Here is a 16,637-nt window from a genome sequence, read left to right on the forward strand (position 1 = left end):
AAACAAATGAAAAAAATGATTATACCTGCAGGGCTTTTACTAGCTGTGGGAAGCCTGCATGGACAGACGAATACCGAGAACTATATTCAAACTAAAACATATCTTGAGCCTGTAACGGCTCCAAGTAATACCGCTAAGCAGATTCAGACCGTGGAGTATTATGATGGTTTAGGAAGAATAAAACAATCGGTTAACGTAAAAGGATCACCTTTAGGGAAAGATGTTGTCAATCATGCGATTTATGATGATTTTGGCCGACAGACGATCAATTATCTTCCGATCCCCCAAAATACAACCCAAAACGGGGAAATTTTTGCTAATCCGCTAGCTAATGGCTCAAACCCCGACATCTATGGCAGTGAAAAATTCTTCTCTGAAAAGATATTGGAAAATTCTCCTTTAGACCGCATTAAAGAAAAGATAAATGTGGGAAATGACTGGAAACTAAAACCCATCAAGTATGAATATGGTACTAATATAGACGGTGAAGTAAAAAAGTATGTTGCGACATTTAACTATTCAACATTTCAATCAAATATTGTTTTGTCGGGTACTTATGCCGAAAATCTGCTACATAAAAATACAATCATCAGCGAAGATGATAATACGATTATCGAATTTACGGACGGACAGGGAAAAACTTTGCTGGTGAGGAAAATGATAAGTGCCTCTGTGTATGCAGATACCTATTACGTTTACAATAATTATGATCAGCTTGCCTTCATTATCCCTCCCCTAGCTTCCGAAAAAACATCATTAAATGAACAGATAATCAACGACTTATGCTATCAGTATAAGTTTGATGAAAGAAGCAGATTAGTAGAAAAAAAGCTTCCTGGGAAAGGTTGGGAACAGATGGTCTACAATAAAAATGGTAAGATTGTTCTTTTCAGGGATGCAAATTTAAAAATTGGAATTCCTGGATTTATTGAAAACGAAGCATGGATTTTTACAAAATACGATAAATTTGGTAGAATTGCGTATACCGGTATTTCCAGGGATGGAACAAGCAGAAAAGACATTCAAAATTATGTAGATGCTCAGCAAATCGATTATGAATCAAGAGGAGGAAATCTAGCGATGAGTGGAATAGATCTGGAATATGGCAATACCGTGTACCCTACTTCCCTTTCAAAAGTACTAACAGTAAACTATTATGATACTTATCCTCAGGTAAAACCTGATCCCGTAGCTACAATTATTGGGCAGACTCTGTTAAGTGATTCGGATACGGCCCAGTTCAAAACAAAAAATCTACCTACCGCCACTTTTATAAAAAATATTGAAGATGACAGTTGGACAAAGAATTACACCTATTACGATCTAAAGGGAAGAGTGGTGGCCACCCACTCTACAAATTTTATGGGTGGTTTTACAAGAGTAGAATCTGAACTGGATTTTACCGGAATTGTGAAAAAAAAGGTTACTACCCAGAAAAGGATTGCAGCTGATTCAGAAAAAGTGATTACTGAAAACTTTACCTATGATTCGCAAAATAGATTATTGACTCATACCCACCAGGTAGGCAGCAATGCGGTCGAGATTTTAACACAAAACAAGTATAATGAACTTTCTCAGCTTGAAAGTAAAAAAGTTGGTGGCACATCGATTTCTTCGCCTTTACAGCAGATTGATTTTAAGTATAACATTCAGGGTTGGATGACCAAAATCAATGATCCAGCAAATCTAAACGGGAAATTATTCGGATATGCCATCAGGTATAATGATCCTGTGTCCTCAAATATAGTCAGCGGAAGATTTAATGGTAATGTTACCGAAATAGACTGGAACAACGGTTCAGAAAATTTAATGAAAAGATATAATTATCAGTATGATCAACTGAACAGATTGACCAATGCTTTTTATCGAGAACCAAGTACTGGCGTTAACGGTAGCTTCAACGAATATCTTACATATGATCTGAACGGGAATATTAAAACGCTAAAAAGATCTGCGCCACAGGTATATTCTCCGACAGCCACCTTGATTGACGACCTTGAGTATAAGTATACAGGTAACCAGCTTTATAAGGTAATTGAGAATATACCCAATAGTACAGGTTATGAGGGAGGTGACAATTTAATAGACTACAATCTTAATGGAAGTATAGTCAATCTGAAGGATAAGGGAATTTATGACATTACGTATAATTACTTGAATATACCAGATCATTTTGGAATCTCGCAGGTTAGTCCTGTGGATGGGAAACCAACTAATTTTGCTTTAGAGTATCTTTATCGGGCAGACGGTACCAAGGTTCGTAAAACCTACAGCAGTGGCGGAGGAAAGGGAGTTCCGATAACAACAAATATTACAGATTATCTCGACGGTTTCCAATATAAATTTTCTGAGGTCACCACATGTATATGGTGCAGGACCAGCGTCGCCTATGAAAGGGAAGCATTTAAAGATCCAATTATTTTTGATCCTACTTTTCCGGGAACCATAAAGCCCGTATGGATTTTGGATTTTGTTCCTACTGCAGAAGGATTTTACAGTTTCGCGGAAAACCGTTATATTTACCAATACAAGGATCATCTGGGGAACGTCAGAGTAAGCTATTTTAGAAACAGCCAAAATAATCCTGAGATTACAGATACCAATAATTATTATGCTTTTGGGATGAACCATATCGGAGGAATGAAAAGTATGCTGGGAGGTTATCAAAATTACAAGTACAATGGTAAGGAAATTCAGGAGTCTGGAATGTATGATTATGGCGCAAGATTTTATGTACAGGATCTTGGAAAATGGGGTTCTGTAGATCCGCAAGCTGAGAAGATGACGAGTCATAGTCCATATAATTATGCTTTCAATAATCCTATCAGGTTTATTGATCCAGACGGAAGAAGTCCTTACGATTGGGTTGAGCTTAACGGCAAGGTGTTTTGGGATAGCAGAGCGACGGATCCTTTTAAAACCAGTATATTATACGGGAACAATGCTGTTTACCATGCTCCGAACTCTTACGGATATCCTACAGCAGACGGATATATACTTTTATCATCAAATAGAACATGGATCAGAAACGGCGAGGAATTTACCGCTCCAGAGCATGCTCCTGATGGAGTTGATTATAACCACGCACGTGCAATAGAAGCGCAGGCAAAATCGTTCAGTGATTATAGCAATGCGATGGAGGAAAGTTATCAGAATACCTGGGGGGACAGGAGTCATATTGCAACTTCAGGAATTTTGATGCCGAGAGATGGAGATTTGCGTTGGGGAGCGTTCGAGCTGTCTTTTTCATTTGAGCAAAATATTTATTTGCCAAAGACCTATGGCACCATCTCAGGAAGCTATGTCTCAACGGACAGTGGTGAAGGGGGGTTCTTTTTATCGGCCGGTGATGGTATGGGTTTAGATTCCGATGGAAGTTCGGCATCCTTTAATTTCAACATCTACCAGAACACCAATCCGTTTGATAACTATATTCATTTTTCAGATTTTGCAGGATGGCAACAGAATAATTCAATCAGTATTCCAGTGCCTCAACTGAGATCTAACATTAATGCAAACTGGGGAAGTGGATCTACGTACAACTATTTTGGCATAGGCAGAGGAAAACTCGGAGTTCCTAGCGCAGCTCATAGTGCGACCTATACTTGGGACAAAGCAATGTGGAGAATAAAATAATAATATGGGAAGTATTTATATAGGAATTATATTCGTTTTTTTTATAGTAACATTGCTGCTGATCGCCTGTTTGAGGTTGAAGGCTGTTAAATTTTACATTCCTGTGGGAATCTATTTCATAGTACTTTTTCTCTATGGTCTTAAAGTATCGGTAGATATCAGAGATTATCAGGCTTATAATCAATTGGATTTTTCGAAGGTAACGAGAATTTCAATAAATAATGTACAAGTAGATAAAAGGCAGTACAAAACTCTTTTTGAAGATTTAAAGTATGATGAATTTAGTTGGGTTGATCATCCCATTAAAAGAAAGGAGTATTTTATAAATATTTTAACCCACAGTAAAGAATACAGATTTAAAGTATGGGACACTCATAATCAAGGCGTTCTGATCTCAAGGATCAACGATGACGGAAAGGAATATGTGACCAATAGAAATGATCGTATTCTGCAGTATTTACAGTAAGAAAAGGCTGTCTCAATAATGAGATGGCCTTTTTTATGCACATTATTAAGAGAAAAGTTTGCTTTTCTGACCACTTGTAAATTTACTAATGTACAAGGGGTTCCGCAGTCATATCAGATGGGTCGCTAAGGTAATAAACAAACCCATCATTTCGCTTTTTTCACCATTCAAATTGCCATTTAATAATATGAGTAGAAACGTAGTAGCGACTATAAATTAACGCATTAGTACTTTGATGATGATTACGGATCTGATGCTTCTTGCATGATCATCTAAGCTGTTGAATGTAATCCAGGAAAAACAATAGGTTCCGGCAAAAGCATCCGGCAAAAATAGTTCTTACGGTTGTTGAAAATAAAAACGTACATAACGTTTTTAGGCTGTAATTTTGTTATTTGGAAAAATGATAAATATAGGGTAACAGCTTTTTTTCTGACTCTTATTAATTATTTACATATTTTCCATCGATAACCATTCTGACATATCCTTCCAGATTATATTGCATTAATGCATCGAAAGGAAAAAGTTTCGACATAGAATGTTGCCGGTTTACATTTAGTTTTTTAAATAATTCAAGCATCTCTATTAAGTTTTCTTCACTGTCAAATGCAAAAGCATTATATATCGACGGTTTATAAAATTTAAAATCTATACTTTGGATTACTTTGTTCGTTTTATCCCGATCCCAAGAGTCCTCCTTTGCTTTTTGATTAATTTTTTGCTTGCAGTACTGTGTGAAATATTGTTCAAAATCAGTAGCAGCAATAATTTTATCGATAATACCAGATTTTGTATTAGAGCCGGACGATTGAATTGGAGGCGGGTTTAATTCCTGAGCTTTACTTAAGAAAGTCGCACATAGTAAAAAGGAGATAAGAAGATATTTCATATTATATTTTTAAGGCGAAAGATACATAAAGTTTTGCTTAGCGTACCCTACTTTACTACAGGATATTGAGTAAATCAATTAGTTGTTAAAAATGAATTCTGTAATTCTTTTTTTATTTGACTCAATCTTACCAAATCATCTATAAAAGTGTTCGAAGATACGCTCATCAAGGTAAATTTAGATTCCGATACATAAAAAGTAATAATTTCTAGTAAATGATACCTCTTACATATTACTAAGATTCTCTCGGTACATTAAAGTATATAGTCGCCATAATTTTAACTTCCTTGCGAAGCCGCATTCAGATAATCATCACTAATATCCTTATCCTTTTTAAAGTCTTTCCCAAACTTATAACTGAAACTGATCCCGAAAGAGCGAAGCGGTAAATATCTCCCAGAATATGAACTATAATCACCTGTTTCAACAATTGTCGCCTGTTTGATATATTTGTTGAAAGGATTTGTTGTTGTAATTCCTATGCTTGCTTTTTTATTCCAAAATTGTTTACGGGCTGCAATGTTATAAGTAATCGACTGAGGATTTTTCCCCTGAATATTTTTAGCTGCAGAATTATAATTCCCAAACATCTCTACGATAAAATCTTTTGGAAACTGATAATTTATATTCAGGTTTAAACGGTAGCGGAATCCCATATCAACATTTCCAAAATAATCGCTGACAATATATCTGTGAAACAGCATCATATTTCCACGAAGATTTAATTTGTTATTAAAAAACGGAACAGAACCCGATAAAATACCTCCTGAATTATACTCTTTCCCAATATTATCTCTTGAAGTCACAGAAACATTGGTATGATCTGTACCATTCACAGTATAAGTGGGATAAAATGTAGTAATTTGTTTTAAATCCTGACTGTTGATTCTTTCTGTAAGTGTGAATGAGAGATTAGCACCACTTTCAAAATTCTTGTTGTAACCCAATTCCATATTATCACCAATTTCCGGTTTTAATGCAGGATTTCCGGTAGTAATATTATAAGGATCACTGAAATTTAAAAACGGATTCAGCTCTGCATATTCTGGCCTTTCAACTCTTCTCGTGTAGGCTAATTTTATGGTTTCTCCACTTTCAAATTTATGAGATAAAATTAATGACGGTACAAGCAAACTGTAAGATGGAATGTTGGTATTTTGATAATCAATCTTAATGGTTGTGTATTCATAACGTGCTCCGGCTCTTACATCAAGCCAATTACTAAATAATTTTAATGAAGAAGAAAAAAACGCTGCATACACTCCCATATCATATTTTAAATGGTAAGACTGAAATGGATCTGATTGGTATTGTCCGTATAAATCATCCAGAACATTCACATCCGTATTATTGGTAATGTGCTGAAAAATCGCTTTTGTACCCATTTCTAACGTAACATTATCATTGATTGGCTGTACATAATCTATCGATAAATTATGACTGATATTTGTTCCCGGATTGCTTCCCATAATACCATCATAAGGAGAAAAAGCTCCCGCCAAACTTTGAGTCTGCAAATAATTACTTTTTGGTGAACCATAACTTACCACATAATCTGCAGTCAATTCCTGACCTTCTTTCTGAAATGTTTTTCTGTAGGTCAAATTTCCGTCGATGGAGTTTACCGAAGAACGATTGTCAGAATTTCTGTAGCCAATGATTGACTGTTCGCTTGAGTTGGAAAAATCATTGATATATTGCTCCTGATTAATAAAACCGATGCTTTTATTAGCAAAATCATTATAAGAAACTAAACCGCTTAATGTATTGGTTTTATTAATTGACCAGTCAAATCCTAAGCCTGTACGATAACCGTGTCTTTGGAAATCAGTATAACCGTCCTGTAATAATCGGGTTTGATTTGTAGAATTGTGAGAAATTCTGTCCTGTGAAAAAGGTGTTCGGGATTTTAGTTGTGCATTTCCACTAAAAAAAGCATTAATGCTGAAATTATTATTTCTGAAATTTAAATTTAAAGATCTTGTTTCAAAGCGTGTTCCGGCAGATGCGTTTATCAATCCGTTGATTCCTTTTACTTTACTTTCATTTAAAACGATATTGATGATTCCTCCGGTTCCCTGTGCATCATATTTTGCTCCGGGACTTGTCACCGCTTCGATGCTTTTAATTTGACTTGCCGGAATCGAGGCCAATGCATCTGCAAGACTATTTCCAAAGATGCTTGACGGTTTTCCATTAATTAAAAATCTGACATTTGGATTTCCCTGCAACTCAACATTCCCATCCGCATCTACTGTTACCTGAGGAACTTTTCTTAAAATGTCAATAGCAGCTCCACTTTGAGATGTGATATCATTGGCTACATTATAAACAATTTTATCAACTTTGTTTTCTACAATAGCTTTCTTACCGGAAATAATTACTTCCTGAATATTTTTAACCTGATTATTTTTTAAAGTATCAATTGGTTTTCTGTCTGTCGTTTCAGAATGGGTGGTTTGAGCATTTACAAAAATAACAGAAAGTAAAGCGATAGGTATTAATAGTTGTTTCAAAGCGATTTATTTATGGCACAAAAGTGAAACCCAATTCTGAAAACATCTTGAATTTATAACCTTTAACATAGAAAAGTTAATATTAAATTTCATTAATGAAATGAAAAAAAAGACACGAAGCTCAGATTCAGTGTCTTTTTTATTTTTAATTACTATAGTTATTTTAATGCAAACAATATCGTTCCGCTGATTATCAATACCGCTCCGATTGCGGTTTTCACAGTCAGCGTTTCTTTAAAAAACAACACGGCAAAGATGATGGCTATGGCTACACTTAATTTATCAACTGCCACGACCTGCGAAACTTTTCCGATTTGCAAAGCTTTGAAATAAAACAGCCAAGACAATCCTGTAGCAACGCCTGATAATACAAGGAAAATTAGATTAAATTTTGATAACGAACCAATATCTTTCGCTTCTCCTTTGATAAGAACAACGCTCCAAACTAATATCAGGATAATAATTGTTCGGATTCCTGTCGCAAGATTAGAATTGATATTTGAGACTCCTATTTTAGCAAAAACAGCCGTGAATGCAGCAAAAAATGCTGACAGCAATGCATAATAAAACCACATTATTCAAATTTTAAAAATTTTTAACAAAACCAATTCCCACGCTTTTATTTTGGTAATAAGGCATAACCATCGTTGCCGAATTTTTATTCTTTCCTCCTAAAAGATGATTGATTTTCGGATAGAGCCAATATGCCAGCTCGGTAGAAAGAATCCCGAAACCAGCGCCTCCCACTACGTCTCCAAACCAATGCTTATCATTCAGCATTCTGTAAACTCCTGTAAAAACAGCGAATGAATAACCCGAAATTCCCAACAGAAAATTCGTATCCTTATATTCTCTGAACATAAATTGTGCAGATGCAAAAGCAATCGCAGTATGTCCTGAAGGAAAGGAAAGATTATTGGTTTGGTCAGGTCTTTGTTCCTTTGTTATATGTTTTAAAGGAAGTACAAATGCAGACGTAATCAACATTGATGTCCCGTAAATAATACTTCTGTCTCTGAAGTTATGTTTCCCTTCAACTCCAAATGCATTAAGCCCATAAACCAAGGCTGCAGGAGCAAATTGCGTATAGTTGTCTAATCTGATATGGTCAGGTTTATGTTCATTGATTTCGTCTCTAGTAGAGAAATTTAGCTGTTTTAAACCATTGACACTCAAACTTGCAACTCCATATCCGATAAGTGCAGACGGAATGATTAATTTTTTATAGCTTAAAGTATTTTTTTCTGTATTTAAGACAATGGTGCTGTCTTTTTTGATTTCCTGAGTTTGGATTGAATCATTATTCTGAGCAGAAAGTTTTCCGCAAACTGATAGTAAAATGAAAAAGCCGATTGTTATTTTATGACTATAATTTGACATTTCTTTTTGGGTATTAAAATTTGTTAGAAGAATTCATCAACTGAATATTTACATCTTTAAATTTTTCCAGAACGTCTTGTCCGTATGATGTAAAATAATGCTGATGTTGTAAAAAAATATGGTTCTTCATTTGCCATTCTTCATCGGTAAAAATTAGTCCGAGAAATTTTTCGAACTCAAGTCTTAAAGCTTTTCCATATTGATTATAATTGGTTCTTGTTAAATGAAACATATCTGCGTCACAAAGGATTTTATCGATTTCTGAAGTCGGATTTTGAGGATATTTGGTTGATTCGATGCATTTTAAAACTTTATCAATAAAAGATTTATCACAATTAGAATTCTCCAAAAAATTCTTGGCAATTCTTTTACTTTCCTCTTCGTGACCTTTGTAACAAGAAGCGTATCCGCAATCGTGAAACCAAGCTGCAATCTCCAAAGCACAAAAGTCTTCATCAGAAAGTGTATTTTCTTTAGCAATTTCGAGAGCTGCCGAAACAACTTCGTAGGTATGATTGACATTATGAAAAGTCAGTTGATGAGAAAGATTTTCCTTTAGAAATAGTATAACATAGTCTCTTACTTCCTGTAATAAATTATTCATTTTGAATGTCTTAAAACTTATAACTATAACCTAATCGTATTACTTGCGTTTCGTAATAATCATCGCTTGTATAATGGAATCCAACACCTTGAATTTGTTTTTTGATGACCATTGTATTCAACAAATCTGTAGCATTAAAAAATATCTCTCCTTTCCCGTTCTGAATAGATTTTTTCACACCAAAATCCATTGAAAACCTCGACCCGATTTTCCCTTGCGGAATAATATCAGGAGCCAGATAAACAGCCGTCAACTGCGCATCAAATCCGTTAGAAAACTTGAACGTATTATTGAATTTCACATTTCCTGATATCACTTTCTGCATTTCTGCTGAAAAAGAATTCGGAGTTGGGTAAAGATTGGTGACTGAAAATGCATCAATCTGGTTTCTGTAAAGATTTCCGTTGATGTTGAATGAATATAATTTTGAAATCTTTTGATTCAAAATCATTTCAAGTCCTGAATTATAACTTTTTCCGGCATTCTGAAACACCGCATAAACCAAAGTACTTTCAGGAACGATACTGGAAATTCTTGTAATCGTTCCATTAGCAAAACGATGATACAATGCAGAATACAGATAACCATTATCCCAATTGTACTTGTGCCCCAACTCCACCGAATTGGTAAATTGTGGACGCAATTCAGGATTACCAACTTTGATGATTTCTGCGTCATCATATTTTGGGAAAATTCTGATATCTACTTCATTCGGACGGTCTACTCTTCTGTTATAAAAAATGGAAAATTTATTTCTATCATTCAATTTATAAGCTAGTCTTAAATTTGGAAATGGTTGTGTATAGTTGTAGCTGTCACTTTTGTAAGTCGGATGATTTGGGTTGACATAATATTGGATTTTCACATATTCCAATCTCACACCCAGCTCAGCTTCCCATTTTGGAGTTTCAATTATATAATTCGCATAAGCTGCGGGAATCAATTCCTTGTAAGTTGCCCAACCTCCTGCGCTAACATCCAAAACAGAGTTCGCTCCGGGAATAAAGTTCATATTGGTAGGAATACTTCTGTTTCTCAGTTTTATCCCTGTTTCCAGTCGTCCGTATTTCAGAGGTTTTATATAATCAACATTGAAATCATAAACCTGTTCATCCGATAATAACTTGAAAGCATCTGTTCCTGTGGAAGTTGGCAAATAATTATCATAAAAATATTTTTCATCTTCTCTGTGAAATGTATAATTGAAACCTACATTCAGCAAATGCCCTGCTTCTTTGAATTTATGCTGATAACTCGCCGTTCCCATAATCGTGGTCTTCAGTTCATCTTCCAGAAATTGCCACAAACGAAGCCTTTGAGACATATCTCCATTAAAAAAAGGTTGGTCTCCGCGGTCGATTATTTTTTCGCTTCCGTACATTCCGGAAACGGTTAATGAGTTTTGAGAATCTATGTTCCAGTCAAGACCTGCTTTTGTTGTTAGGAAGTTTGTATTTCTGTTTCGTTTTAACTGAGAATTAATAACAGTTCCATCGTCATAAGTTCTCGTAACAAATTCATTTTTATTCAAAGTTTGCGTGTAGAGATTATCTGCCTGTAGAAAGAGATTTACTTTATTTTTTCTGTAATTAAGAGATAATGAAGGATTGATTTTCGGAGTGAAAGTATATTGAGTTCTTATCGTTGGAAGATTTTCTTTTCTTTCCCAAAGCGAACCCGTTCCATAAGTGAAACCCACTTTACCGTTCCAACCATTTTGTTTGTTCTTCTTCATAATAATATTGATGATTCCTGCATTTCCGTTGGCATCATATTTTGATGAAGGATTGTTGATGATTTCAATTTTCTCAATCAAAGAAGCAGGAATATTATCCAATCCTGTCTGACTTCCAAAACCTGTAAGGGCGGTTTGTTTTCCATCAATCAAAACAGTTACCTTATCATTTCCACGCAATTGCACTTTTCCGTCCTGAACAGTTACGCCGGGTAAATTCTGCATATTTTGTAATATGGAACCTCCGCTTTGACTGATATTATATGCGACAGAATAGGTCTTTTTATCAAGCTGATCACTGACTTCATTTTTCTTTGAAGCAGTGAGAATAACCTCTTCGATTTTTGTTTCCTTGTCAGCTTCTTGTTCAAGTTCTATTTGCGGAATCTCTAAAAACTCTGATAGACTTCCTACAAAAAGTGGCTGCCTATGCTTTCGAAATCCAGAAAGTGAAAATTCCAATTGATAATTTCCCGGCTTGATTCCCGTTAACGAAAACCTGCCTTCTTCATTGGTAATTGTTCCTGCTACAAATGCGGTATCTTTTCTGTACTTGCCAATACATTTACATAAGACAAAGCCAGTTTGTTCATTTTATTTTTGATCAATCCTGAAATCGTAATTCCTGCAACCTGAGCATACGCTATAGATGAGAACAATAACGTTATCAAAAAAAGCAATAATCTGATCCTATACATTACATTTATTTTGATACAATATTCAGTAATGATTTAGAAGAAATTTTGAATTTTAAAAAATCAGAATAACCGATTTGAAAAAAGAAAGCCACTTATACAAGTGGCTTTTCTAATTCTTTTTACCTTCTATCAGATCTTAATCTTTTGCAAGTTTTACAAAGTTACCTTTGACATCAAATAAAACGTCACCGCTTTTAACTTCTGCTTCGTACATAACAGAACCGTCAGCTTTAGTAATTTTAGAAGCTTCCTTGATTTTGCCTAATTGTTTCTTTGCGACATAAGATGAAGCCATCGCCGGAAGCTGGCTCACTTTGATCTCTGTTTCTTTTTCCTCCCAAACGCCTTGTGCATTGTAGAGAACGCTCATTTCTTCTCCTTTATACTTAAAGCCGGCTTCATATTTCCCATTTTCTTTTTCCCATTTTGCACCTTTAACTGCCGGAAATTGTTTTTGAAACCCTTTCTGAACTAATCCAGGAACATCCTTCTGTTGAATTTTTTGTGCACTAACGAAAACTACCCCAGTAGTCATTGTTAATAGAAATGCTAATTTTTTCATTTTAATTTAATTTTAAATTTGTAATACAATAGTCAGGAACGATTTAGAAGAAATTTTGAACTTTTAGATTTTGAAAACTTTAAATATTTATTGATTGTTTATTTCTTCTTGTTTTAAATTGATTTTGTTGAGCAATGTTGGCAAAACAATGAGTAAAAGGGGTAATGCAACGATAAATCCGCCGATAACAGCGATTGCCAAAGGCTGGTGCATTTGAGCTCCCGTTCCGATTCCCAATGCTAATGGCATTAAAGCTATTATAGCTCCAAAAGCGGTCATTAACTTCGGACGAAGTCTTGTGCTGATAGCGTAGACCACAGCTTCTTCCTTAGTTTTCGTCGCTAAACTTTCGTGAAATTGCAGGTAAGTGAAAATGGCGTTTTCCCCTATGATTCCGACCATCATAATAAGTCCGGTATAACTTCCGACATTCAGTGGTGTATTTGTAAAATACAATAGTAAAATTCCTCCTGAAAGTCCTAAAACCGATACAAATAAAATGATCAACGCAACCAAAACATTTCTAAATAAAAACAGCATTACCGAAAAAACCAATAAGCTGGAAACAACCAAAATAATTAATAATTCCTTAAACGACTGTTGCTGTTCCGCGTAAGCTCCGCCATAAACTACAGAATATCCACTTGGTAGTTTTATTTTCTGATTAATCTGTTTCTGAATTTCCTGAATCGTTCCTCCCAGATTCCCGTTATCGAGTCTTCCAGTAACAATTCCTAAAGTCTGCAAATCTTCTCTGTTTACTTCAGCAGAACCTTTTACAACACTTACCGTTGCAAACTCACTCAAAGGTTTCAAAGTTCCGTTCGGTAAAGCAATCATACTGTTGTTGATGTCGCTTAATGACTGGTTGCTTTTTTCGTTATACAATAATCTTATCGGCGTGTATTGTAAATTATTAAAAATATTTCCGGCTACATTTCCATCCAGATTTGCCTGTAATTGGTTCTGAAAATCGGGTAACGAAATATTATACTGGGCTAGCACAGGAAGTTTCGGGGTGACAACCATCGATGGACCTGCAATCACAATTCCGTCAAAGACATCAGCTGTACCATTTACTTTTTCAACGATCGCCGCAATTTTTTGAGAACAATCTTCAATGACTTTCTGGTCGGTCCCGAAAACTTTAATTTCAATCGGCTGAACACTGCTCATAAGATCTCCCAACATATCAGTAATCACCTGTCCGAAATCTACAGTCAACGGCAAACTTGAAGCATCAATTTTCGCCCGGATATCGTCGGTAACCTCATTGGTCGTTTTGCTTCTGTTTTTCTTTAACTGAATTAAATAATCGCCTCGGTTCGGTTCAGTAATAAAGAATCCCATTTGAGTTCCTGTTCTTCGGCTGTATGCTGCAACTTCGGGCGTTGAAGTGATAATTTTCTCGACTTCTTTCAACTCTCTGTCAGTTTCTTCGAGTGAAGTTCCCGGAGGCGAATTATAATCTAAAACGATACTTCCTTCATCCATATCCGGTAAAAATCCGGTACTGATATTGGGAAGAATAATCGCTGTTAAAACAATTAATATTAAAATAAAAGCATAACTTAATAATGGTTTTCCGATAAAAAACCCCACCCATTTTCTTTCTTTTACATCGTGATGCTGGAGATTTTTTTCTTTTTTCTTTCCTGATGACAACAGTAAATAAACGATGGGTAATAAGATCCACGTTGCAAAAAATGAACAGATTAAGGTGATAATCATCGTGTCTGTCATTACTTTAAAATAAGCTCCCGCTACTCCACTCATCAACATAAAAGGCAGGAAAATCACAATCGTACTGAGTGAAGAACCAACCATTGCTTTCAATAAATAATTAATCGCTTTTTGTACTAATGTTTTTGAAGATTCTTCGGGATTTTCTTCGTGGGTTCTGTGGATTTGTTCAACCACAACAATCGCATCATCAATGATTAATCCTATCGCAGCGGCAATTGCTCCCAAAGTCATAATATTGAACGTCTGTCCCATCGTATATAAAACAAGCATCGTAAGACTTAATGTAATCGGAATTGTAATTAAAATAACAGCACTCGCCTTCCACGAACGAAGGAAAATAATCGCTACAATAATTGCTAAGACTAATCCAATCCATAAAGCATCGGTAACACTTTTAATTGAATCGTTTACAAAATCTGCCTGAACGTAATACGGTTTTAAGACAATATCTTTCGGTAAAGTTTTTTGCAGCTCGGCAATTTTTGCTTCAATTGATTTGCTTAAATCTACCACATTCGCATTAGGTTGCTGGATAATAGCAATCAAAATACTTTCCTGTCCGTTGGCATTGACTTTTATGTATTGTTTGGCATTATGAACATTGATTTGCGCAATATCACTCAACAAAACGATTCGGTTTCCGTTATTGCTTACAACAAGATTTTTAAGCTGACTTTCATTACGAATCTGAGCATCGGTAAGGGTTAAATATAAATATCTGAAATCTGAGGAATATCCATTTGATTTAATAAAATTGCTATTGTTGATTGCCTGTTCCACCGAAGCGGGCGTAACTCCCAATCTCGCCATCATCGATTGATTCATCACCACACGAAATTCCTTATCCTGTCCGCCGATAATTCTCACCTCACTCACTCCCGCAACCTGTGAAAGAAAAGGTTTGATGGTATAAAGAGCCAACTGTTTCAATTCAATCGGGTCTTTTGAAGTTGAATTCAGCGAATATCCCATAACCGGAAGAATCGACGGATCCATTTTTTCAACAGAAATATTGATGTCGGGTGGTAATTGATTTCGAACTTCATTCACACTGCTTTCGATTTGCTGTTTGGCTAAATCTACATTTACATTCCAATCCATAAAGGCGGAAATTTCACAGCTTCCCCGACTGGTTGTACTTTTTAAAACCTTTAAATCGGGAACTCTCTTTACTGCATCTTCCAAGACTTTGGTGACACCAACTGTCATATGATTGACAGGCTGTTGTCCTGCATCGGCGATGATTTTTATTTTCGGAAAAGTGATCTGCGGAAACAAAGCAGACTGAATTATGGTATAAGAATAAATTCCACTCGACAGAATTAGAAAAATCAATACCAACAAAGGACTTTTGTAGGTTACAAAAAATGATTTTTTCATTTGTAGTTGTATATTTTTTAAAATTGCCAAATGGAATTCGCCAAAGTAAATTTTGTTATCAATCGACGAGATTTAAATGGCTCATTTCATTGCATTAAGGTTTTTGTATTTTTATAGTTGCCGTATCACTCAATCCAAAGTTTCCTGAGACAATTACTCTGTCCTTCGTTGTCAAATTCCCTGATTTTATCTGAATATATTTATCGGTTTCGACTCCTTTTCTGATGTCTGTTTTTACGGCTGTCGTATCGTTGATTAATTTCATCACCCAAAAAGAAGACTGGGTTTCATCGCTTACCACTGCCATTTTAGGAACGGAAAGTCCATAAGCTGAAGTTTTGGAAAAACTAATCGTACCAATCAGATTTTCAGGAATATTGTTATTGGGAACTTGTAAAAGCACTTTTACGGTTTGGGAAACTGCATCAACAGAAGGCATCACTTTTGCGATTCTTCCCTGCAACACTGTATTGTCTGGTAAAGTAATCGGTAAAGAACCTTTATTTTTGATGATTTGAAGGTATTCGTAAGGCACATCGACCACAAAACCGAAACTACTTGCATCTGTAATGTTTGCCAAAACTTCTCCGTCCTGAACGTAGTCTCCGATTTGGTGATTGAGCATTGCGACGTAACCAGTTGCAGGACTTGTGACCGTCGTTGCACCATTAAAACGGAATGATTTATCCAATTTATTAATGATATTTCCTAATGCTCTCGCCTCTTTGGTCTGTAATTCGAAAAGTACCGAACCTTTGCTAACTCTATCTGCTAATTTGATGGTCATTTTTGTGATATAACCGTTGCTATTGGCTTTTACATCAGACTTTAAAAGATAGGTTGCAGTTGCGTTCAGCGTAATCATATTATTAAGTTGAGCCGTGTCGGAAGGATAAGCAACTGTAACCAATGTTTTTGGTGTGGCATCTGTGGTAGTTGTGTCTGTAGGAGCATTTTCGGCGGTTTTATTACAACTGAAAACAACTATAGAAACTATAATGAGGGTGATTATTTCTTTCATATGT

11 protein-coding genes are annotated in these 16,637 nt (G+C 35.5%); 2 read left to right on the forward strand and 9 right to left on the reverse strand.

From position 1 onward, the window contains the following. Positions 1 to 6 precede the first annotated feature (6 nt). Together AC0N32_RS10740 and AC0N32_RS10745 are read left to right on the forward strand one after the other, a co-directional pair. Positions 7 to 3,636: a DUF6443 domain-containing protein gene (locus tag AC0N32_RS10740; RefSeq protein WP_476393856.1), complete on the forward strand. Its 3,630-nt coding sequence runs from the start codon at positions 7 to 9 to the stop codon at positions 3,634 to 3,636. A gap of 4 nt (positions 3,637 to 3,640) precedes the next feature. Beyond that, entirely contained in the window at positions 3,641 to 4,102 is a 462-nt protein-coding gene (locus AC0N32_RS10745; protein ID WP_476393857.1) for a hypothetical protein, read from the forward strand. 442 nt (positions 4,103 to 4,544) lie between these two features. Here the strand turns inward: AC0N32_RS10745 and AC0N32_RS10750 are convergent, their stop codons facing one another. The 9 genes from AC0N32_RS10750 to AC0N32_RS10790 all read right to left on the reverse strand — a co-directional run bounded on the left by AC0N32_RS10750 (position 4,545) and on the right by AC0N32_RS10790 (position 16,633). Beyond that, positions 4,545 to 4,991: a hypothetical protein gene (locus AC0N32_RS10750; RefSeq protein WP_476393858.1), complete on the reverse strand. Its 447-nt coding sequence runs from the start codon at positions 4,989 to 4,991 to the stop codon at positions 4,545 to 4,547. A gap of 278 nt (positions 4,992 to 5,269) precedes the next feature. After that, entirely contained in the window at positions 5,270 to 7,507 is a 2,238-nt protein-coding gene (locus AC0N32_RS10755; protein WP_476393859.1) for a TonB-dependent receptor domain-containing protein, read from the reverse strand. 158 nt (positions 7,508 to 7,665) lie between these two features. Next, entirely contained in the window at positions 7,666 to 8,082 is a 417-nt protein-coding gene (locus tag AC0N32_RS10760; protein ID WP_476393860.1) for an EamA family transporter, read from the reverse strand. 10 nt (positions 8,083 to 8,092) lie between these two features. Next, on the reverse strand, positions 8,093 to 8,887 hold the full coding sequence (locus tag AC0N32_RS10765) for a phosphatase PAP2 family protein (protein ID WP_476393861.1): 795 nt from the start codon (positions 8,885 to 8,887) through the stop codon (positions 8,093 to 8,095). Positions 8,888 to 8,900: 13 nt separating this feature from the next. Further along, positions 8,901 to 9,491: an HD domain-containing protein gene (locus AC0N32_RS10770; RefSeq protein WP_476393862.1), complete on the reverse strand. Its 591-nt coding sequence runs from the start codon at positions 9,489 to 9,491 to the stop codon at positions 8,901 to 8,903. A 10-nt stretch (positions 9,492 to 9,501) separates the two neighbouring features. After that, positions 9,502 to 11,688 (reverse strand): TonB-dependent receptor domain-containing protein, encoded by a 2,187-nt coding sequence (locus tag AC0N32_RS10775; protein ID WP_476393863.1) that lies wholly within the window; start codon positions 11,686 to 11,688, stop codon positions 9,502 to 9,504. 372 nt (positions 11,689 to 12,060) lie between these two features. Beyond that, positions 12,061 to 12,486: a PepSY-like domain-containing protein gene (locus tag AC0N32_RS10780; RefSeq protein WP_476393864.1), complete on the reverse strand. Its 426-nt coding sequence runs from the start codon at positions 12,484 to 12,486 to the stop codon at positions 12,061 to 12,063. 87 nt (positions 12,487 to 12,573) lie between these two features. Beyond that, positions 12,574 to 15,612 carry an efflux RND transporter permease subunit gene (locus AC0N32_RS10785; protein ID WP_476393865.1) on the reverse strand — a complete coding sequence of 1,013 codons (3,039 nt, stop codon included), beginning with the start codon at positions 15,610 to 15,612 and terminating at the stop codon, positions 12,574 to 12,576. A gap of 94 nt (positions 15,613 to 15,706) precedes the next feature. Then, positions 15,707 to 16,633, reverse strand: a complete 927-nt coding sequence (locus AC0N32_RS10790; RefSeq protein ID WP_476393866.1) for an efflux RND transporter periplasmic adaptor subunit — start codon at positions 16,631 to 16,633, stop codon at positions 15,707 to 15,709. Positions 16,634 to 16,637 lie beyond the last annotated feature (4 nt).

This window comes from Chryseobacterium endophyticum, assembly GCF_056333165.1.

Bases quoted from the DNA above. Each gene is read 5' to 3' on its own strand.
- AC0N32_RS10740 (WP_476393856.1), top strand. From the start codon at position 7: ATGAAAAAAATGATTATACCTGCAGGGCTTTTACTAGCTGTGGGAAGC.
- AC0N32_RS10745 (WP_476393857.1), top strand. From the start codon at position 3,641: ATGGGAAGTATTTATATAGGAATTATATTCGTTTTTTTTATAGTAACA.
- AC0N32_RS10750 (WP_476393858.1), bottom strand. From the start codon at position 4,991: ATGAAATATCTTCTTATCTCCTTTTTACTATGTGCGACTTTCTTAAGT.
- AC0N32_RS10760 (WP_476393860.1), bottom strand. From the start codon at position 8,082: ATGTGGTTTTATTATGCATTGCTGTCAGCATTTTTTGCTGCATTCACG.
- AC0N32_RS10765 (WP_476393861.1), bottom strand. From the start codon at position 8,887: ATGTCAAATTATAGTCATAAAATAACAATCGGCTTTTTCATTTTACTA.
- AC0N32_RS10770 (WP_476393862.1), bottom strand. From the start codon at position 9,491: ATGAATAATTTATTACAGGAAGTAAGAGACTATGTTATACTATTTCTA.
- AC0N32_RS10780 (WP_476393864.1), bottom strand. From the start codon at position 12,486: ATGAAAAAATTAGCATTTCTATTAACAATGACTACTGGGGTAGTTTTC.
- AC0N32_RS10785 (WP_476393865.1), bottom strand. From the start codon at position 15,612: ATGAAAAAATCATTTTTTGTAACCTACAAAAGTCCTTTGTTGGTATTG.
- AC0N32_RS10790 (WP_476393866.1), bottom strand. From the start codon at position 16,633: ATGAAAGAAATAATCACCCTCATTATAGTTTCTATAGTTGTTTTCAGT.